Source organism: Agrobacterium cavarae, assembly GCF_004310285.1.
GTDB lineage: Bacteria > Pseudomonadota > Alphaproteobacteria > Rhizobiales > Rhizobiaceae > Agrobacterium > Agrobacterium cavarae.
Window position 1 is genome coordinate 474,931 of sequence record NZ_SISF01000032.1, and the last position, 17,356, is coordinate 492,286.

The 17,356-nt window shown below is 53.5% G+C and carries 21 protein-coding genes; 3 read left to right on the forward strand and 18 right to left on the reverse strand.

The window, feature by feature from the left end; genetic code table 11:
• Positions 1 to 48 precede the first annotated feature (48 nt).
• From EYC79_RS24080 to EYC79_RS18255, 6 genes are all read right to left on the reverse strand, one after another.
• Positions 49 to 486, reverse strand: coding sequence for a BrnA antitoxin family protein (locus EYC79_RS24080; RefSeq protein ID WP_130978905.1), 438 nt, complete (start codon positions 484 to 486; stop codon positions 49 to 51).
• Positions 483 to 731: a BrnT family toxin gene (locus EYC79_RS18235; protein WP_130978907.1), complete on the reverse strand. Its 249-nt coding sequence runs from the start codon at positions 729 to 731 to the stop codon at positions 483 to 485. Before EYC79_RS18235 ends, EYC79_RS24080 begins: the two co-directional genes overlap by 4 nt.
• Positions 732 to 1,119: 388 nt before the next feature.
• Positions 1,120 to 3,438, reverse strand: a complete 2,319-nt coding sequence (locus tag EYC79_RS18240; protein ID WP_130978909.1) for a P-loop ATPase, Sll1717 family — start codon at positions 3,436 to 3,438, stop codon at positions 1,120 to 1,122.
• Positions 3,439 to 3,560: 122 nt separating this feature from the next.
• Positions 3,561 to 3,890: a hypothetical protein gene (locus tag EYC79_RS18245; protein ID WP_130978910.1), complete on the reverse strand. Its 330-nt coding sequence runs from the start codon at positions 3,888 to 3,890 to the stop codon at positions 3,561 to 3,563.
• Positions 3,890 to 4,084: a dehydrogenase gene (locus EYC79_RS23855; RefSeq protein ID WP_130978912.1), complete on the reverse strand. Its 195-nt coding sequence runs from the start codon at positions 4,082 to 4,084 to the stop codon at positions 3,890 to 3,892. The genes EYC79_RS18245 and EYC79_RS23855 overlap by 1 nt, the downstream gene beginning before the upstream one ends.
• A 60-nt stretch (positions 4,085 to 4,144) precedes the next feature.
• Positions 4,145 to 4,384, reverse strand: coding sequence for a hypothetical protein (locus EYC79_RS18255; RefSeq protein ID WP_130978914.1), 240 nt, complete (start codon positions 4,382 to 4,384; stop codon positions 4,145 to 4,147).
• A gap of 329 nt (positions 4,385 to 4,713) precedes the next feature.
• On the opposite strand from EYC79_RS18255, the gene EYC79_RS18260 reads away from it, so the two are divergent.
• Positions 4,714 to 5,547, forward strand: coding sequence for a glycosyltransferase family 2 protein (locus tag EYC79_RS18260; protein WP_062444869.1), 834 nt, complete (start codon positions 4,714 to 4,716; stop codon positions 5,545 to 5,547).
• Positions 5,548 to 5,622: 75 nt separating this feature from the next.
• Here EYC79_RS18260 and EYC79_RS18265 read toward each other — a convergent pair whose 3' ends face one another.
• From EYC79_RS18265 to EYC79_RS18320, 12 genes are all read right to left on the reverse strand, one after another.
• The gene (locus EYC79_RS18265) at positions 5,623 to 6,399 is read right to left on the reverse strand and encodes a cephalosporin hydroxylase family protein (protein ID WP_062444867.1); all 777 of its coding nucleotides are present in this window, start codon (positions 6,397 to 6,399) and stop codon (positions 5,623 to 5,625) included.
• Between the two features lie 14 nt (positions 6,400 to 6,413).
• On the reverse strand, positions 6,414 to 7,226 hold the full coding sequence (locus tag EYC79_RS18270; protein WP_130978916.1) for an NAD-dependent epimerase/dehydratase family protein: 813 nt from the start codon (positions 7,224 to 7,226) through the stop codon (positions 6,414 to 6,416).
• On the reverse strand, positions 7,223 to 7,711 hold the full coding sequence (locus tag EYC79_RS18275; RefSeq protein WP_062444862.1) for an acyltransferase: 489 nt from the start codon (positions 7,709 to 7,711) through the stop codon (positions 7,223 to 7,225). Before EYC79_RS18275 ends, EYC79_RS18270 begins: the two co-directional genes overlap by 4 nt.
• Before the next feature lie 50 nt (positions 7,712 to 7,761).
• Positions 7,762 to 8,979, reverse strand: coding sequence for a class I SAM-dependent methyltransferase (locus tag EYC79_RS18280; protein WP_130978918.1), 1,218 nt, complete (start codon positions 8,977 to 8,979; stop codon positions 7,762 to 7,764).
• Positions 8,976 to 9,536: a dTDP-4-dehydrorhamnose 3,5-epimerase family protein gene (locus EYC79_RS18285; RefSeq protein ID WP_130978920.1), complete on the reverse strand. Its 561-nt coding sequence runs from the start codon at positions 9,534 to 9,536 to the stop codon at positions 8,976 to 8,978. Before EYC79_RS18285 ends, EYC79_RS18280 begins: the two co-directional genes overlap by 4 nt.
• Positions 9,533 to 10,594, reverse strand: coding sequence for a CDP-glucose 4,6-dehydratase (gene rfbG / locus EYC79_RS18290; protein WP_130978976.1), 1,062 nt, complete (start codon positions 10,592 to 10,594; stop codon positions 9,533 to 9,535). The genes EYC79_RS18285 and rfbG overlap by 4 nt, the downstream gene beginning before the upstream one ends.
• A gap of 2 nt (positions 10,595 to 10,596) precedes the next feature.
• Positions 10,597 to 11,367 (reverse strand): glucose-1-phosphate cytidylyltransferase, encoded by a 771-nt coding sequence (gene rfbF / locus EYC79_RS18295; RefSeq protein WP_130978978.1) that lies wholly within the window; start codon positions 11,365 to 11,367, stop codon positions 10,597 to 10,599.
• 424 nt (positions 11,368 to 11,791) lie between these two features.
• Positions 11,792 to 12,166 carry a hypothetical protein gene (locus EYC79_RS18300; RefSeq protein WP_205654426.1) on the reverse strand — a complete coding sequence of 125 codons (375 nt, stop codon included), beginning with the start codon at positions 12,164 to 12,166 and terminating at the stop codon, positions 11,792 to 11,794.
• A gap of 130 nt (positions 12,167 to 12,296) precedes the next feature.
• Positions 12,297 to 13,034 carry a YrbL family protein gene (locus tag EYC79_RS18305; protein ID WP_130978922.1) on the reverse strand — a complete coding sequence of 246 codons (738 nt, stop codon included), beginning with the start codon at positions 13,032 to 13,034 and terminating at the stop codon, positions 12,297 to 12,299.
• A 173-nt stretch (positions 13,035 to 13,207) separates the two neighbouring features.
• A complete protein-coding gene (locus tag EYC79_RS18310; RefSeq protein ID WP_130978924.1) occupies positions 13,208 to 14,161 on the reverse strand; it encodes an acetyl-CoA carboxylase carboxyltransferase subunit alpha in 954 nt (317 codons plus the stop codon).
• 63 nt (positions 14,162 to 14,224) lie between these two features.
• Positions 14,225 to 15,178 carry a site-specific tyrosine recombinase XerD gene (gene xerD, locus EYC79_RS18315; RefSeq protein WP_130978925.1) on the reverse strand — a complete coding sequence of 318 codons (954 nt, stop codon included), beginning with the start codon at positions 15,176 to 15,178 and terminating at the stop codon, positions 14,225 to 14,227.
• Positions 15,179 to 15,192: 14 nt separating this feature from the next.
• Positions 15,193 to 15,345 carry a hypothetical protein gene (locus EYC79_RS18320; RefSeq protein ID WP_130978927.1) on the reverse strand — a complete coding sequence of 51 codons (153 nt, stop codon included), beginning with the start codon at positions 15,343 to 15,345 and terminating at the stop codon, positions 15,193 to 15,195.
• A gap of 287 nt (positions 15,346 to 15,632) precedes the next feature.
• Between EYC79_RS18320 and EYC79_RS18325 the strand changes: the two genes are divergently transcribed.
• Positions 15,633 to 16,214, forward strand: coding sequence for a shikimate kinase (locus tag EYC79_RS18325; protein WP_130978929.1), 582 nt, complete (start codon positions 15,633 to 15,635; stop codon positions 16,212 to 16,214).
• A gap of 4 nt (positions 16,215 to 16,218) precedes the next feature.
• Positions 16,219 to 17,349 (forward strand): 3-dehydroquinate synthase, encoded by a 1,131-nt coding sequence (aroB, locus tag EYC79_RS18330; RefSeq protein ID WP_130978930.1) that lies wholly within the window; start codon positions 16,219 to 16,221, stop codon positions 17,347 to 17,349.
• Positions 17,350 to 17,356 lie beyond the last annotated feature (7 nt).

Consider the following 17,356-nt stretch of genomic DNA (forward strand, 5'->3'; position numbering starts at 1 on the left):
TAGGCCGCGTTCAAGCTGGGCCAACGCAGGTCCGCGACACTTGAAGGCTTATTGAAGCCCTGCTAATTTTCTCAGATCGTCATTCATGCGGGATTGCCAGCCCTTCCCCCTCGCCTTGTAGTGATCAACAATATCGGGATCGAGGCGGATGGTGACTGGCTTTTTCGTCGTTTCGGCTTTCGGCCTCCCGCGTCGCGCGATTTCCTGGTCGATGCCGTCAGCCAATTCGGGAAACACTTCGCGGAATGGTTTGACGGACGTGTCTTCATCCAGTTCGGTGGGGCGCTCGATAGCTGGGTCGGGGCCGACCAGATCGCCAGTTGAAGTTTCCACCCACCAACCGTCCGCGTCCTGATGAACGCCACCCTTTGCGATCAAGTCTTTCATGGCTCGATCATACTCATGCCAGCGGCGCGTTCTTTCCGCGTCGTCGGCTTTGCTGTCTCCCAGGTCGGCGGTGATGAACTGCGGCCATTTCCGTGTCATAGGATCTTCCTTTCTGCCTTGCTCGCCCGCCGCATGGAAATGACGGAAAGTGCCTCCGAACCGACCGGGCGGAACACTACGGCGATAATGGTTACGCCATCCAATTCGCCAATCGCTAGGAAGCGCCCTTCCTTGGCGTCCTTAACCGCTGCGGATGCGAAAAATTCAAGAGACAAGGCCGCAAAGTCCAGACCGTGCTTGGTCAGGTTGGTCTGTCGTTTCGGTTCGTCCCAAATGATTTTCATATATTGTATGTACGATAAATAGCCGGAAGGCGCAAGTCTTTTTTGTACGCACAGAAAATAAATTAGTCGCCTCAAAAAATCAACGGTTATGGGTCAGTTTTCTCGGTCCGATCAGCAAAACGCATTTCGACCGACTCAGTTTTTCTTCTATGCGATCGAACCGAAGTGCTCAGGAAGGGTTAGATGAGGGCATTCGTTAACACGGTCGTTGACATCGGTCGTTTAGATGATAATCATTGTGCCCATAGCGCGCGTTGGCATTTCGAATGTGGTTCGCGCGATGTGATGCGATGGCAGGGGGAAGTCATGTAATCGCTTTTATCGTAGTCTTGCGGCGCTGGTCGCAACAGAAGAATTTAAAAAGGCCGCTTATGCGGCCTTTTTCTTTTCATGCTTCTAGAGCGACATGCATCGCAGGATTAATAGCGTATAGCCCGGTGCTACCATCCAGCGTTGTCTCAGCAAATATCCTCTTGATGTTGTAATCGTAGTCATAAATGAATTTGTCGCGCCCATCACTCTTTACGACGCCTAGCACGCCATACCAAACCATCAGTCTAAATGCCTCGTCAAGATTGGCGTCGGCTATACCGTTGGAGGAAAACCGGGACAGTACATCCGCCTTCGTTATCCTGCTTTCAGTTCCAATGAGAGAGTAGAGAATGTCTGCCGACAGGCCTGATGCGTCTCGGATTTCATAACCAAACTCAGAAATGAGATAGTTAGAGTGCTGCCGGACAGCGTCGACAATATCTACTTCTTGAACGATGGTGTTCCCGCGATTAATTGCGTTTGCAATAGCGTTTTCGACGATTGTGATCAAAAATCTGGGTCTCATCAGGCAATGGTCGATGCAATATTCAAAAGAGTCCTTTGCGCCAACCGTGGGCGTAAAGTACTCAAGCCATAGCTGTGTGAAGTTCGCAGAATCTTTCTTTGCCGAGGACTGCAGCCGTTTGTGAATGACCTGCCTAAGCTTACCTCTGTCGTTCCAGTCGATCCGGATCTGTCCGGCTTTACCGCGATCGGGAGTCTGCTCAACAAGCAGTTCATAGATATCGTTACGCAGAAAGACCGTACTTGTGAAATTACGGTCCGCCGCATCAAGGTCCCTCCTAATCTTGTCCAGACTTTCGATCATTAATCTGACCAGCCGGACGTCGATCTCCTCCACACCGTTAGTGGGCCAGCCCTTGTCAATGTTGTCGAATAGCAAGAGCAGTTGGGTCCGTTCATTCGATAGCTGAACGACCATATTTTTGATTTTGGTAATCCCGCCCCTGAAGACGATGTTAGTCAGTTTTTCAGGTGACAACGGTTGTTTAGCGGCCTTGGTCGAAGTGATCTCATTGATGATGGATTTGCTTAAGCGATTGATACGAGCGGTGAAGTCGCCGCTATCGAACACGCCAAACTCTTTTAAGATATTATCTATCTCTTCAAGAGCAAACAATGCTTTGCCATCAAATTTTGAGCGATAGACGTAGTCTTTCCTGATCGTGAAAAGCATTTCAGACAGAAAGACAAAGTACCAAAAAGCGGCCAGGGTATGATCGAACACGCCCAAATCAACCAGCTTTAGAAGCTCTTGCCTAAACAAAGTTAGCTGATGCGACTCTGGCTTCAAGTCAGTAACTTGAGCGTTGTTACGGTTGCGGACAGCATCTCTCACCATGAAGAAAATAGCTGTTTTACCAGACCCTTTTCGGCCAGATACAACTGTCGCTTCCCCACGTAAGGTTCTCACGAACTCAGCTGTCTCAACAAAGTAGTTGTCCAGGGAGCGAAATTCGTTTTCAGCAGCAGACGCACCGAGATACAGCGTTTGTAGTTTAGTCCGAGACCCTTTACGCGCTTTCTTCTCTTCTTGCAGAGATCTTAGGGCAGTGCCGCAAAACTCTGATAGCCGCTCGCCAATCTCAAATTCGCTCGCTAATGTTTCAACGAACTCTCGGTAGTCGACAGGCACCGGGTTGTTTGACACAGCTTGTTGTAGAAGGAGCGTGTGCTTACCCATCCCATGGCTCATCCCAGCCAAAAACGCCGCTCTGAGATTATGTCGATCCGCATCCTCGATCGAACTGGAGAGAAGAGGGATGACAACCCCTGCGGACGCGCTCACCTCGCCGATTGTATGGATGGTTGAAAAGCGATACGTCTCGACCGGATCGAAGCTCCGATAAAACACTTTTGTCTCTTTTATTGCAGAGACCACGGCGTTACGGAAATCTGTTTTTTTAGATGTATCTAGTAGGAACAGCGGTTGCGAAGTGTTGCGAGACTTCCCATAGAGCTCCAACAGGTTGGTCGTCGACAAATCTTTGAACGTCTCGAGCAATTGCTCGGCGTTCTCATAACTCTTATAGCCAATTGTGTCGAAGAAACCCTCAGACTGCACATTCTTTGATGCGCCTGCAAATGACGAGTTCAACACAGGCGCCACAGCTTTCCCTAGGCCTATGGCGAAGCCAATCTCGTAGTACACATTGTAATTGGGAAACGTAATGTCCGCTATCAAGACGTCTGCGGACACGATGTTCTTGCGCACCTCGTCCGATATATTCGCCCCAAAAATATCCATTTGAGGCCACTGAACAATTTCAGCGGTGGTTACCGCAGCGCGCGATCGGTCACACGCGTTTTTTATTGTATTGTATAATTCAATGGGCTGTGAGGGGAACGCGAAGAAAGCTTTACGGAATGCCAATTTGTCCCCCACCTTATTGCCGCTGAAGCGGTCAGAATTAGGAAACACTTACTAAAGATTTGGGCAACTGCATAGATGTCGGTATCACCAGAAGTTGCTACGTCAAAAAAAGGTTGTGAACCTCATCGATGAGCACCTAGCGGTGAAAGATACCAGCCTCCAACTGGCGCGGAAGTCATGAATTTTTCAGCGCGCCGATCCAAAACCCCGATGGCCTTTTCTTTTGCTTCAGGCGCAGTCTTCGCGATGACAGTTACTTTCCAGCGGCCACACTGAAAACGATACTGCCTGCCGCGTCTGTCCGGTATCTGCTTGGGCAGAGCTTTCGTCATCACTCGACATCCAGCCACAAACGCCATGCGCGCAGTTTGCTCGTCGAGCGCAGCTCTGCTTTGCTCTCCGATGCTGCTCCACCACATGTCAAAGCGCGCAAAAAGATCTTGCTTGGGCATCACTGCCGGTCCTCATTCGGCGCCCATCCTCTGGTGTATCCAGCACTCATAGCGGCAGACGCTAAAGCCAGCTGCTCCCTCAAGTGCCGCACATCTTCCATCAATGTTTCAATCGCAGCTCGGTGGTCGCCATCGTGCCAAGCGACAAGATGAGCGACTGGGTCAGCTTCGGGTTGTTTCTGTGTAGGCCGCAAGTTTCCGATCTCCCGTCTAAGAGCAATCAAAATGAAATAGTGGTAATTTCGATTTGCGCGTCAGTCAGGCATTAGGTCGGCGATCTGCCCGTGCGAGACCAAAAGTCGAGGGCTTGCCATGTCTCCGCTTTCCTCATCCACAGTGACGGCATACGCCGCTACACCGATGTACCGGGGAGCCATAGCTGCGGCAATCTTTTCAGCGGAAGCCGCGTTTGATGCTTGACGAATATCGCCGGGCACAATTCCAGCGCGGTTCTTTTTGAATTGGACGACGATGATTTTTTCAGCGGCTGACATTTCATGCTCTCTCGTTTGTTCTATAAATGTTCTCCTTTTATGAAAGAGTCAAGTGTCAGGCAAATTCCGGCAGCACCGAAAAAGTGTGGGACAATTCAGAAAAAAGCTATAATGATTTCAGCGCTTGATTTCTTGCCCCACAAAATTGTAAGTCGTTGACGCAGCTAAGTTCAGGGACTTCGGCAAGGGGCACCAATAATCTTCTCTTAGCTATCACAGCTTGGTCTTCTCCAAAGCTTTGGTATCTGCTTAGTGTAAGGGCGGAGCGATTCCGAGCGAGGAATTGATATCCTGTATAGGAGTCGCAGTCGGTTTCGAAGGACTTATGAATGGCCACACTCAGCATCGGACTGCCTATCTACAATGGTGCAGCCCACGTTAGAAACTGTTTGGATTCGGTTCTTAATCAAACCTTCCAGGATTTTGAAATCTTCATTTCTGACAATGCCTCTACCGACGGCACCCAGCAAATATGTGAAGAGTTTACGCGTAAAGACAGTCGCATCAAGTATGTGAGGCAAACAGAAAATATTGGGGCTCCCGGAAATTTTCGTTTCGTTTTTGAGCAGACATCTTCCCCGCTTTTCAAGTGGATGGCACATGACGATTGGATCGATCCTGATTGGCTATCTAAACTCGTGCCGCTTGCGCTTGAACAACGCGCCATAGTGTTCGGTCACCTGCAGATGGCGACCTATGATGGCGTGGATATGGCCCATCAGGCGAACTGCAGGAAGATGGAATATAAGGGACATGCGCTCAGGCGGCAGATCACATATGCCATCGAGCCAGCGAACCTCGGAAAAGCCAATATAATTTACGGAGTGTTCCCTCGGGACGCGATAACCGAACGTAGTTTTGAAATATTTTCAGGATTTGGTGCTCCTGGCGACGTCATGATGCTCACGGATTGTCTTCGCCAGTTTCCCATTCTTTTCGCCGGGCCAACACGGCTTTACAAACGAGCCGCACAACCCCGCGCTCCTGGCGCCATTAAAGAGAAGCGGCCTTCAGTCTTTGAGCGCACCATGGTCAGTCAATTCATGACGCTTGAGCCGCCCTCTTTCCGAATAGCATTTTTGGCTTGTTACCCGGTAGCAGTAGCTAGAATGAAGTTCGAGAGAAAAATACGCAGAATCTTGTCGCGACGTTTTGAAAGTTGAGCCAATTAGCGTCAGCATGACGCACTGAAAAGGCGACACATCGGCCGCCTCTTCAATATCACCACAGGAAGAGCCCTAAGCGCGCTTGAGGAAGCCGTCAGGCGCGACGGTGATAAGCAACTTACCTTCGACCTCTTTGTCGACCTGAAAATCCGGATGTCGGCTCAAATAGTCGGCGACGGCGCTCTTCGGACTATCCCCAGGGTTCCACGGTCGATCCTTGAAGAAGTCTTTCGGAAGATCCTCTACGAACGTGTCGAACACGACGCAATAACAACCAGAAGTAACCAAAGGAGCGTAGGCCTCCAATTCTGCCAAGACATGGTCATGCGTATGCATGGAATCGAGGCACACCATCACACGACCATAGGAAGCCGCAGCGTCAGAGACCACTTCAACGATATCTTTCGCAACTGATGATCCCTGAAGCATTTGAATGCGACTGGCCATGGGATGCCGCTCGATCGCATCCCGATTGTGGGGCCGGATGTCGATATCCACGCCAATGACCTTACGCTTTGACTCAGCAGGATTGATCGAGGTTCCCGCTTCTATAGCTTCGCACATATCGAGTAACGCCAGCATAGAAGCGCTCAAGATAAGCGAACCACCATGCGCGATGCCGGTCTCGATAATAAGATCCGGCTTAGTCGACCAGATTATCTCCTGCATCGCCTGTATGTCTTGCGGATACTGAATGATTGGTCGGCCGAGCCAGTCGAAATTATAGACATACCGCTTAGCCATCGACGATTCTCGCCAAGCATAGCTCAGCGACTGAAACTCGGCATCGTTTCGGTAGCCGTCGACGGTCGCTTTACGTTCTTCTTCAAATAGATCTATGGCATTCATTGCGCACGGGTCCTTCAATTATCAGTGTTAACTTGCCGATTGAGAATAGCTGGTAGGTGGTTGAGTACTGATGAGGGCTTGATTCCAAATTCGCTGGCTATTCTCTTGACCGAAATTAAAGGGAACGTGACCTGCGGAGCTTCCTCATTCACTGCAACGGTGCATCCACTTATAGCCGAAATCGCATCGACCCACGATTGATGAGGAAGATTGACACCACTAGCTACGTTGTAAATTGAATGTTTGCCTTCCACAGCGATCCGTGTGAGCACCTCGACGACGTCCTCTATCCAGACGTAATCTTTTGAGGACGCTAAATCAGTTCTCAATTGGATGTGACCGCGTCTTGCCTCGCGGCATAGGTCCCCAACGAACGTGTCTGCGTCAAGCTCATGCAAACCGATGACATTCGACAACCGCGCCACGCGTACAGCGGCCAATCCAGAAGAAAGGCAGATCGCTTCGCCAGCCAACTTCGATATATTGTAAAGGTCCGATGGATCCGCGCTGCTAACAGGCAAGCAAGCGTCTTCGTCGCCTCGGCCAGACTTAGCGTATACCCGCGTTGATGAAAGGTATAGAAGCGACTGGAACTTGGCATCACGCAGTATCTGATTTAACAGCGAAACATGTGCCTCGATTGTATCAAACGGACGTGTTCGAAAATCAGACGTCAGGCCGATTGCGTAGATACAGTGGCCTAGGTCGTTCCGTCGTTCGTTTAGATTTTGACGTGAAACAGCGTCAACCTTGTGCCCCTTCGACTTAAGGTAGCTGATGAGGCTGGCGCCAATGAATCCAGATGCACCATAAACGGTGAATTTCATTTTCGACTGCCAAGTATTTTGAGTGGGTTCCCGCCCATAATCGCATAACTCGGAACTTCACCGCGGACAATCGACCCCGCACCAATGATGCAGCCCTCTCGTAAGTATGCACCATCCAGGATGACACTATTCGCTCCAATCCAAACGTCATTCTCTACCCTGATGCCGCCTTTGCTCGGAAGAAAGCCTTGCTCTCGAATAAGTCTATCAGGGTCGCGAAAATCATGATTGACCGGAGCCAAGGTGCAGTTTGCCGCGATTAGAACATTATTTCCTATCGTGATCCCCGAGCCAGAGTATAAGACGCAGCCACTATTAATATAGGAGGACGACCCAATCACCACATCACCGTTGCCACCTGCGGGCTTTATTTTTACAAAGCTATCAACAACGCAGTTTTCACCAATGATAATTCTTGTGCCGCGGGTTGAATCCTCAATATCGCAGAGATCACTGATTTTGGCTGATGGATGAATTTCAATCATGGGGGGAATCCTGCAGCAGCAAAACGAGACACGAAATTCTTAGGTTTAAGTTATCGTAATGCCAAGTGCGGCACACAGGTGACGAACTTCGTCTCCGTGAGAAAGGCTAGTTGCTGGCCAACCTCTTCGAAGATGTTCCACGGCAGAATAACCACGTAATCCGGCCCCCGCTCTTTCATCTCATCTGGATGAACGACAGGAATATGGCTTCCGGGTAGGTACTTATTCTGCTTGGCTGCCGCTGCGTCGCAAACGAAGGGCAGCAAATCCGGTTTGACGCCTGCAAAATTCAAGAGCGTATTACCTTTCGCCGCGGCACCGTATGCTCCTACAGTCTTGCCATCCTGCTTGGCTTGCAGCAAGAAGCGCAACACGTCGTTCTTCACGGCCTCAGCTTTCTGCTGGAAGCCAGCATAAACAGTCTTGGCTCTCAGACCCCGAGCCGCTTCTTCATCGATAATCTGCTGAACCGATTCTAGGGTAGGTCTCTGATCAGTGTCGTGGCACCCGTAAACTCGCAGGCTGCCGCCATGCGTTGTCAGTTGCTCAACATCGAAAACTCTTAGTCCTGCCTGCTCGAAGATTCTCTGCACGGTAAAGAGCGAGAGGTACGAGAAGTGCTCGTGGTAGACGGTATCGAACTGGTTGTGCTCGATCAATTCCATAAGATGAGGGAATTCGAGTGTGATCGTTCCTTCGCTTTTGAGGGCCGCCTTGAGGCCTCGCGTAAAATCATTGATGTCCGGAACATGCGCGTACACGTTATTACCGAGAATGAGATCGGCCGTACGACCTTCCGATTCCAGGGACTTCGCCAGTTCCTCCCCAAAAAACTTTCGCAGAACCGGTATTCCCTGGGCTTCTGCGGCTTCAGCCGTACTGTCTGTCGGCTCAATGCCAAGACAAGGGATGCCGGCGGCGACAAAATTTCGGAGCAGGTAACCGTCATTGGACGCAACCTCAATCACCATGCTTTCGTTACTTAGGCCGAGGCGCTTCGTAATCATGTCAGTATATCGAGATGCATGGTCAAGCCAGCTTCTTGATGCGCTTGAAAAGTAGGCGTAGTCGGAGCTGAAGAAGGTCTCTGCTGAGGCATAATCCTCCGTCTGCACCAACCAGCATTCTTCACACACTTTCAGGCGCAGCGGAAAGTACACTTCCGGCTTCGAGAGCGCGTCTTTTGTCAGGTACGCGTTTGATGGCGGGGCAAAGCCAAGATCGAGAAAGTCACAGCGAAGCTCGCTGGCGCAATGGCGGCACTTCATAGAATCAGTCCTGTGAATTGATCGGTGAGACGCGGATGCAAGCGGTCGCGTTCAGACATTTCAGTAATCTCTAAAGGCCAACAGATATTCAGCCTTGGATCAAGTGCGCTCAGTGCACCTTCAGACCCCGGGACATGTGTCACAGAATGAAAGTAGAGAAGCTCGCAGTCATCGGTCAAAGTTTGAAAGCCATGAGCGAAACCTTCTGGGATCAGCATCGAACGCCGATTCTCCGCAGAAAGTTCTTCGGCCTGCCATTGCAGAAACGTTGGCGATCCGCTTCTGAGATCAATCGCGACATCAAGCACGGCGCCGCGCAGACAATTGACGAGCTTCATCTCCGCATGCGGTGGGTGCTGATAGTGCATACCGCGCACTGTCCCTCTCCGAAGTGTCCTGGTCAAATTGATCTGGGCAATTGGAGAGGCCCAACCCGCTACTGCAAGTTCCTCTGCGCAGAACATGCGAGAGAGAAAGCCGCGCGGGTCACCCAGATTTTGTCGCTCGACGACCTTGAGACCCGGCAGCGGCAACTCGTGTATCGTGAAGCGTGTCATGCCGCGGCCTCATAACATGAAATTTCCGCCTCGCAGAGCGCGTATACATCTGCACCTTGTGCTTGATTTCGGTACCATGTCATCGTGCGCGTAATGGCCTGGTTCAATGTCCACCTCGGGGTCACGTTGAGGACATGTCGCGCCTTCGCGGTTTCCAATGCAAGCCATCCCGCCTCGTGGGGACCTTCTGTACCTTCGCCGTATACGACGTCCCCTCGCCCGAAAGCGGAGCGAGCGATTTCGATCACCTCATGCACCGACGCCGCTTCATGGCTCACGGGGCCGAAGTTATAGCTGCCAGCAAGTTGAGGTTCTTCCCATAGACGTTCAGCCAAGACCAGATACGCCGAAAGCGGTTCCAAGACATGCTGCCAAGGCCTTCTGGCTTCGGGACGCCGTACGTGAAGAGGGGTGTTTGACTGCCAAGCCCGAACGGCATCCGGCAAAAGACGATCGACCGACCAGTCGCCTCCACCTATCACATTCCCGGCGCGCGCGGTCGCAACTGCAACCTCGGCTTCCTTCAGAAAGCTCTCCCTATAGCTCGCAACAACGAGTTCGCAAGCCGCCTTGCTCGCACTATATGGATCGTGCCCGCCCAGGTGATCGTTCTCACGATAGGGGAATGGATGCTCAAGGTTCTGGTAAACTTTGTCGGTTGTCACTACCACGACAACGCGTGCGGACGGCAGGTGCCGGGTGCACTCCAACAGATTGGCTGTGCCGATCACATTCGTCTCGAAGGTTCCAACAGGATCATCGTAGCTTGGTCTCACGAGTGCCTGCGCGGCGAGATGCAGGATGATATCCGGCGACGCCGCTTTTCCAATCACGAGAAGCTCTGACTTGTCGCGAATATCCTGAAGATAACTGTTCGACGGAGCAGGCAAAAGTGAGTGGAGACTTGGCTCAGCGGTCGGCGGCAAGCCGACGCCTGTGACATGTGCTCCCATTTTGGCGAGCCAAAGCGACAGCCACGCACCTTTAAAGCCGGTGTGGCCCGTCAGTAAGACATTTTTGCCACGCCAGAAACCGTGATTGGGGAGCGCACCGTTCATCGTCACCAGATTTTCCAAGGCGCCTTGTTAGAGGCCCAAAGTTCTTCCAGAAGATTCTTCTCTCGAAGAGTGTCCATGGGCTGCCAGAAACCATCGTGTTCGTAAGCCATGAGATCGCCTTGAGCTGCCAGATTGATCATGGGCACGCCTTCCCATGGAGTGCTGTCCCCCTCGATAAAATCCAGGCATTTCGGAGAGAGAACGAAGAAGCCTCCGTTGATGAGGCCGCCGTCTCCACGCGGCTTTTCGACAAACCCCGTCACCTTGCTGCCATCAAGGTCCAAAGCACCGTATCGTGCGGGTGGATGAACGGCTGTCACCGTCGCAAGCTTCCCGTGTTCTGTGTGAAACGCGATGAGGTCAGTCACATTAACGTCGCTGAGACCGTCGCCATAAGTGAAGCAAAAGCTCTCTTCGCCTTCGAGGTATTCTCCGACGCGCTTCAGACGACCGCCGGTCATTGTGGTTTCGCCGGTATCAAGCAGCGTCACCTTCCACGGCTCAGCGTTGCGTCGATGAACCTGCATTTCATTGTGGCTCATATCAAAGGTGACGTCGGACATGTGAAGAAAGTAATTGGCAAAGTATTCTTTGATCACATAGCCTTTGTAGCCGCAGCAGATGATGAAATCATTCACCCCATGCGCTGAGTACAGCTTCATAATGTGCCAGAGAATGGGTTTACCACCGATCTCGATCATCGGTTTCGGACGAAGGTGAGTCTCTTCAGAAATGCGAGTTCCGAGGCCACCGGCCAGTATCACAGCTTTCAAGCTCAATCCGTCCTGTTTCACAAACTCTTCGCCAAATAGCTCTCTTGCACACAATGGCATCTGGAGAACATGAGGGCCGGCCAAGTAGCGCCTCCCCGACGCCACCCACCACATGGGCAACCTGTTACATCAGCCAAAATAAAATGTACATGCTCATGAGTGGAAGCATTGAGGAGAACGAAGCCATACGCGAAGATGAAAGACCGAGTAGATCGGCCGACGACGAAAATGGCGCTTAGTCCGCCACTCGGTCCCGGCAATTCACCCGCATCCCAAGTCGTTCGAAATGGAGCGACTTCGGCTATCATGAAAAACGAAGACCCGGGATTCAGATCGTTGGAATGATCTGTCGTGCGGCTTTTCAATCTCTTCTGCTACGCTCGGTGAGCGATTGGTCAACCAATCCAGGCGTCGCTCATCTCATTCATCTCGCCGACTTTTTGCTTCCCGGTTTTGTCACCGCCGGAATGTTGCAGCCTTTGCTTCTTAGGTTGGCTTCTAGCGCGTTGACTTTGCCTTTCGTGACCGCCACCTGACCTTCCTTATCACCACCAAAGGTGCTCGACATCGGAACACCTATTAGAAAGACGCCGAAAGCATCGCCTGTTGCGGCATCGTTCTGTTGCTTGGAGACGGCCAATAGAGCGGTTTGCTCCTTCAGGTATTCCTGCGCCAATGATTGGCAGTCCATGTTGCCATAAGCGGCCATCGGCACATCGACTGGAACAATAGCATCTGGTCTTTTTGCACAGGCAGTCACGGCCAGTCCTGCGACCAGCAGCGTCAAAATCTTTTTCATGATGTCCCTTTACCCCTCGAAGACGCCCCTACGTCCCTTGATCAACGATACAACGTAAGATCGAGATCGAGTCAATAGTTTGCTGGGGTCAGATGCAGGTGTCCACGGGCTTATTGGAAACGACGAAGATTCATCCATCAATCAACTGACCGTCTGAGATATCGATACCCAACATCGTACCTGCGAATACGAAGAGCAGAAGAACAGTCCGGTTGCTCAACGCCGTTCTCATAAAGCGCTGCGCCACTTCTGCATAAATCGACTGGGCCAGTCGCTTCTTATAACTTCTGTTCAACCAGGAAAACCATGACCGGACAGGAAGGAAGGTCTTGTCTCCGATGCCGTCGATCAGGACGAGTGCACCGTTCTTCTCGTCCACGACGATATTCTTCAGGTGCACGTCCACGGCAACAATCTCGCTCTTGACCAGCCAGTCAAGGAATTCCGAAAGCGCAGCATCCGTCTGCTGGCTGTATTGCCCGCTCTCGATCGCGTCCTGAAGGGTCATCGCAAGGGCACCGTTCCTCCGTCGCACAGCCTTCACGAGAATTCCCGTGCCCCTGTCGGTGGAAACGACGCCTGCAAAATGCTGGAGATGGCGCGCGGTTCTCGGGCCTTCCTGTGCGACCCGCTCATACTCCCGCAATTCGCGCCGCAGTGGCACGATGGCCTTATAAAAACGCCGCACTAAATACAGCAGCCGGATGTTCTGGAAGTAGCGGCGTGGCGGTATCTTTGTCTGCACCTTCACGAGCATGTTGGTACCGGGAAGAGCGTAGACCTCACGCGACATGCCGGACGCCAGCGGCTTTTCCAGAAGTCTTAACGGGGATCGGGAATTATCGCTTACCGACGCCGATATCGACATCACTGTCTCCTGTTGTCATAAATATGATATATTCCTCATATTGCATATTATTGCGAGACAAAAGTGTCGTTTGCGAGAAGGCAGGCCTATCGCGTGGCAGTGTGAACCACAGATAAGCAAAAGGCGCACCGCGAGCGGCGCGCCTTTGCAAACAGAAAACAGGGTTGAGCGAATTACAGGCTGCGGCCGATATCCAGGAACTTCTGACGACGTTCGGCGCGAAGCTGGCTGCCGGTTTGCGCCGTCAGTTCTTTCAACGCAGATTCGATTGTTTTCCCCGTTGCGGCGATCACGCCTGAAGGGTCGCGATGGGCGCCGCCGATCGGCTCAGGGATGATACCGTCGATGACGCCGAGCGCTTTCAGGTCATCCGAAGTGATCTTCATGTTGGTCGCGGCCTCCTTAGCGCGGGTCGAATCGCGCCAGAGGATGGAGGCTGCGCCTTCGGGGGAGATCACCGAGTAGATTGCGTGTTCAAGCATGTAGACACGGTTGCCGGTGGCGATCGCGATGGCGCCGCCGGAGCCGCCTTCGCCGATGACGACGGACACGATCGGCACCTTGACGTTCAGGCACATTTCCGTCGACCGGGCGATGGCTTCCGCCTGGCCGCGTTCTTCCGCACCAACACCCGGGTAGGCGCCGGCGGTATCGATGAGCGTCACGACGGGTAGAGAGAAGCGGTCGGCCAGTTCCAGAACGCGGATCGCCTTGCGGTACCCTTCCGGACGCGGGCTACCAAAATTGTGCTTGAGCCGCGACTTCGTGTCGTTGCCCTTTTCCTGGCCGATGATGGCGACTGGCTGGCCGTTGAAACGAGCAAGGCCTGCCTGGATGGCGGCATCTTCGGCAAATTTGCGGTCGCCGGCCAGCGGCGTGAAGTCGGTGAAGAGCGCGCTCGCATAGTCGATGAAGTGCGGACGCTGCGGGTGACGGGCAACCTGCGTCTTCTGCCAGGCATTCAGCTTGGAATAGATGTCCTGCATCGCGTCGTTGACGCGCGCTTCCAGACGCGAAATTTCTTCGGACGTATCTATGCTCTCGTCTTCTGCGGCCAGTTTCTTCAGTTCAAGAATCTTGCCTTCCAGGTCCGAAATGGGTTTTTCGAAGTCGAGATAGCTGAGCATGAGATCCGTTTCCGATCGTTTTGCGCAAGGTTTGACCGGGCTCTCCCGGCGGTTCCGGTCGCTCTAATCAAGGTTTTTGCCCTGTTTGGCAAGAGGGTGGTGCGTTTGTACCAACTCTTGGAGGCGTTCTTCCAACACATGTGTGTATATTTGTGTCGTTGAAATGTCCGAATGGCCCAGCAGTTCCTGCACTGCGCGCAGATCCGCGCCGTTCTGCAGAAGATGGCTGGCAAAGGCGTGCCTCAGCACATGCGGCGAGACAGCCGACGGGGTGAGCCCGGCGCGGATGGCGATATCCTTCAAGTCGCGGGCGAACACCTGACGGGGCAGATGCCCCTCCTTGCCGGCGGAGGGAAAAAGCCAGGGGCTTTCTTCGTCTGACTTGCCCTTCGGCGCAAGCGCCTTGCGGGCTTCATCATATCTCTCCATCGCCTCGATCGCCGTTCGTGACAGCAAGACGACGCGATCCTTATTGCCCTTGCCGCGGATCATCAGGAAACGGCCTTCGTGACGCAGGACCTTGGCCGGCAAGGAGACGAGTTCGCTAACGCGCATGCCCGTTGCATAGAGCAGTTCCAGCAGAAGATGCATGCGGATGCGCCCCAGTTGCCCCGGCCCTTCCAGGCTCGCTTCTTCCGCGGCTTTGGCGAGAAGTGCTGTGACGCTGGCAACGCTCATGGTTTTAGGAAGAGATCGACCTTTGCGTGGCGCGTCCAGTATTCCGGTCGGATCGTCAGTGCGAACACCTTCCGAATAGAGAAACTTGTAAAACTGCCGGAGCGCAGAAAGGCGCCGTGCCTGCGAGGATGCAGCAAAGCCTTGGGCGGAGAGATGAGCGAGATAGGCCGAGAGGTCGGCTGTGGTTGCCTCGGTCAATGACGCCTGGCGCGATGAGAGAAACGCCATCAGGTCGGTGAGATCCCGCTCATAGGAAGCAAGCGTGTTCATCGCCGCACCGCGCTCGGCGCTCATCATTTCCAGAAAGCCTTCCAGTCGTGCATGATCCTGGCGAGACATGCCTTGCCTGCTCCTCAAGGTGTGGGCGGGTTGAGGCGCTCGGAAGGAACGCGCACCGTGACTTCCCGTTCGCGCGGTTTCACCAGCGACACAAGCGATACCATGCTCCCATAGATAATGCCGGCGATGGCCGCGAGGATGAAGATGAAACGGAAAAGGGTGGGCATGATCACTCCGCAGCACTTGGTCGCCTTGCCTGTGGGAACATCTTGGCAAGGGCATGGCGTCGCTGGCCTTCCCGCATGACAATCGGTGTCATCCGATCAGGCTGTTTCTATGGCCTAAAGCGCGCCGCGATCCTTCGGATTCGCGCTTTAGGCTTTAGGTTCTTGTTTCATCGCATGTCGTTATCGCAAAACCGCTGCACACTTTTGCGCGACATGCTTATAAGGCGCGATTTGGCTTGACGCTTGGTAAACATTTGAAGATACCGAAGCCAAATGGGCCATCATTCATGAGCGAAACCAACTTATCTCTTCCCCAGAGCCTGGGAGAAAAAGCGCGTGCCGCCCTTGGCAGGCGCAACATCGTCTTCGTCGGGCTCATGGGTGCGGGAAAATCCGCAATCGGCAGGTCGGTCGCGCAGCAGTTGAGGATCCCCTTCGTCGATACGGATGACGAGATCGAGCGTGTCTCGCGCATGACGATCTCGGAGCTCTTCGCCAGCTATGGCGAAGAGGAATTTCGGGCACTGGAAACGCGCGTGATCAAGCGCCTGTTGCGTGGTGGACCCAAGGTCGTCTCCACCGGTGGTGGGGCCTTCATCAATGAGAATACCCGTAGACACATCAAGCGTGGCGGCGTTTCGCTCTGGCTGAAAGCCGATCTCGAAGTGCTATGGGAACGCGTCAACAAACGGGATCATCGCCCCTTGCTGAAGACCGAGAACCCCAAGGCGACGCTGGCTGCACTGATGGAAAAGCGTTACCCCATCTATTGCGAAGCCGACATCACGATCGAATCCCGCGATGTTCGCAAGGACATCATCGCCACGGAAGTTCTAGAAGCCATCGCCAGCCTCACCAAGAAAGCCTGATGCCATGCCCTCTGCCATCCAGACCGACGAGCGCCTTGTTCATGTTCCGCTGGGTGAACGTGCCTATGATATCCTCATCGGACCTGGCCTGATCGGCCGCGCCGGTGGAGAAATTTCCTCAAGGCTGAAAGGCAAGCGCGCCGCCATCATTACCGATGAGCATGTCGCGCCGCTTTATCTCGAAACCCTAATGGATGGTCTGCAGACCGACGGCATCGAAGCCGTATCGCTGACGCTACCGGCAGGCGAAAAGACCAAGAGCTTCGATCACCTCGTCACCGTGTGCGATGCCATCCTTGCCGCGCGGATTGAGCGGAACGACGCGGTCATCGCGCTCGGCGGCGGCGTCATCGGTGATCTGGCGGGCTTCGCAGCCGGCATCGTTCGGCGAGGAGTCCGTTTTGTCCAAATTCCAACCTCGCTTCTGGCGCAGGTCGATTCCTCCGTTGGCGGCAAGACCGGCATCAACAGCCGTCACGGCAAGAACCTCGTCGGCGTCTTCCATCAGCCGGATCTGGTGCTGGCCGATACCGCCGTTCTCGATACGCTGAGCCCCCGCGAGTTTCGTGCAGGCTACGCCGAAGTGGTCAAATACGGCCTGATCGACAAGCCGGATTTCTTCTCCTGGCTTGAGAAAAACTGGGCGGAGATCGAGAAGGGCGGCCCGGCCCGCATCGAAGCGATCGCCACCAGCTGCCAGGCGAAGTCGGACGTCGTTGTCGCGGATGAGAAGGAAAACGGTGTCCGTGCGCTGCTGAACCTCGGCCATACCTTCGGCCACGCTCTGGAAGCGGCAACCGAATATAACAGCGAACAGCTGGTTCACGGAGAAGGCGTTGCCATTGGCATGGTGCTGGCGCACCAGTTCTCCGCCCGCATGAGCCTTGCAAGCCCGGACGATGCAACCCGCGTCGAAGCGCATCTGAAAGCGGTGGGCCTGCCCACCTCGATGAAGGATATCCCAGGCACACTTCCGCCGGTCGAAACGCTGATGGCGGCGATCGCCCAGGACAAAAAGGTCAAAGGTGGCAAGCTCACCTTCATCCTGACCCACGGCATCGGCCAGTCTTTCGTGGCGGATGATGTTGCGGCATCGGAGGTGCAGAGCTTCCTGTCGGAAAAGCATCCGGGATAAAGCTGCA

Excerpts from the sequence above, each read along its gene's own strand:
- EYC79_RS18280 (WP_130978918.1), bottom strand. The coding sequence starts at position 8,979 with ATGAAGTGCCGCCATTGCGCCAGCGAGCTTCGCTGTGACTTTCTCGAT.
- EYC79_RS18270 (WP_130978916.1), bottom strand. The coding sequence starts at position 7,226 with ATGAAATTCACCGTTTATGGTGCATCTGGATTCATTGGCGCCAGCCTC.
- EYC79_RS18245 (WP_130978910.1), bottom strand. The coding sequence starts at position 3,890 with ATGCCCAAGCAAGATCTTTTTGCGCGCTTTGACATGTGGTGGAGCAGC.
- aroB (WP_130978930.1), top strand. The coding sequence starts at position 16,219 with ATGCCCTCTGCCATCCAGACCGACGAGCGCCTTGTTCATGTTCCGCTG.
- EYC79_RS18275 (WP_062444862.1), bottom strand. The coding sequence starts at position 7,711 with ATGATTGAAATTCATCCATCAGCCAAAATCAGTGATCTCTGCGATATT.
- EYC79_RS18300 (WP_205654426.1), bottom strand. The coding sequence starts at position 12,166 with ATGAAAAAGATTTTGACGCTGCTGGTCGCAGGACTGGCCGTGACTGCC.
- EYC79_RS18255 (WP_130978914.1), bottom strand. The coding sequence starts at position 4,384 with ATGTCAGCCGCTGAAAAAATCATCGTCGTCCAATTCAAAAAGAACCGC.
- EYC79_RS18320 (WP_130978927.1), bottom strand. The coding sequence starts at position 15,345 with ATGCCCACCCTTTTCCGTTTCATCTTCATCCTCGCGGCCATCGCCGGC.
- xerD (WP_130978925.1), bottom strand. The coding sequence starts at position 15,178 with ATGTCTCGCCAGGATCATGCACGACTGGAAGGCTTTCTGGAAATGATG.
- EYC79_RS18325 (WP_130978929.1), top strand. The coding sequence starts at position 15,633 with ATGAGCGAAACCAACTTATCTCTTCCCCAGAGCCTGGGAGAAAAAGCG.
- EYC79_RS18310 (WP_130978924.1), bottom strand. The coding sequence starts at position 14,161 with ATGCTCAGCTATCTCGACTTCGAAAAACCCATTTCGGACCTGGAAGGC.
- EYC79_RS24080 (WP_130978905.1), bottom strand. The coding sequence starts at position 486 with ATGACACGGAAATGGCCGCAGTTCATCACCGCCGACCTGGGAGACAGC.
- EYC79_RS18235 (WP_130978907.1), bottom strand. The coding sequence starts at position 731 with ATGAAAATCATTTGGGACGAACCGAAACGACAGACCAACCTGACCAAG.
- EYC79_RS18260 (WP_062444869.1), top strand. The coding sequence starts at position 4,714 with ATGGCCACACTCAGCATCGGACTGCCTATCTACAATGGTGCAGCCCAC.
- EYC79_RS18285 (WP_130978920.1), bottom strand. The coding sequence starts at position 9,536 with ATGACACGCTTCACGATACACGAGTTGCCGCTGCCGGGTCTCAAGGTC.
- EYC79_RS18265 (WP_062444867.1), bottom strand. The coding sequence starts at position 6,399 with ATGAATGCCATAGATCTATTTGAAGAAGAACGTAAAGCGACCGTCGAC.
- EYC79_RS18305 (WP_130978922.1), bottom strand. The coding sequence starts at position 13,034 with ATGTCGATATCGGCGTCGGTAAGCGATAATTCCCGATCCCCGTTAAGA.
- rfbG (WP_130978976.1), bottom strand. The coding sequence starts at position 10,594 with ATGAACGGTGCGCTCCCCAATCACGGTTTCTGGCGTGGCAAAAATGTC.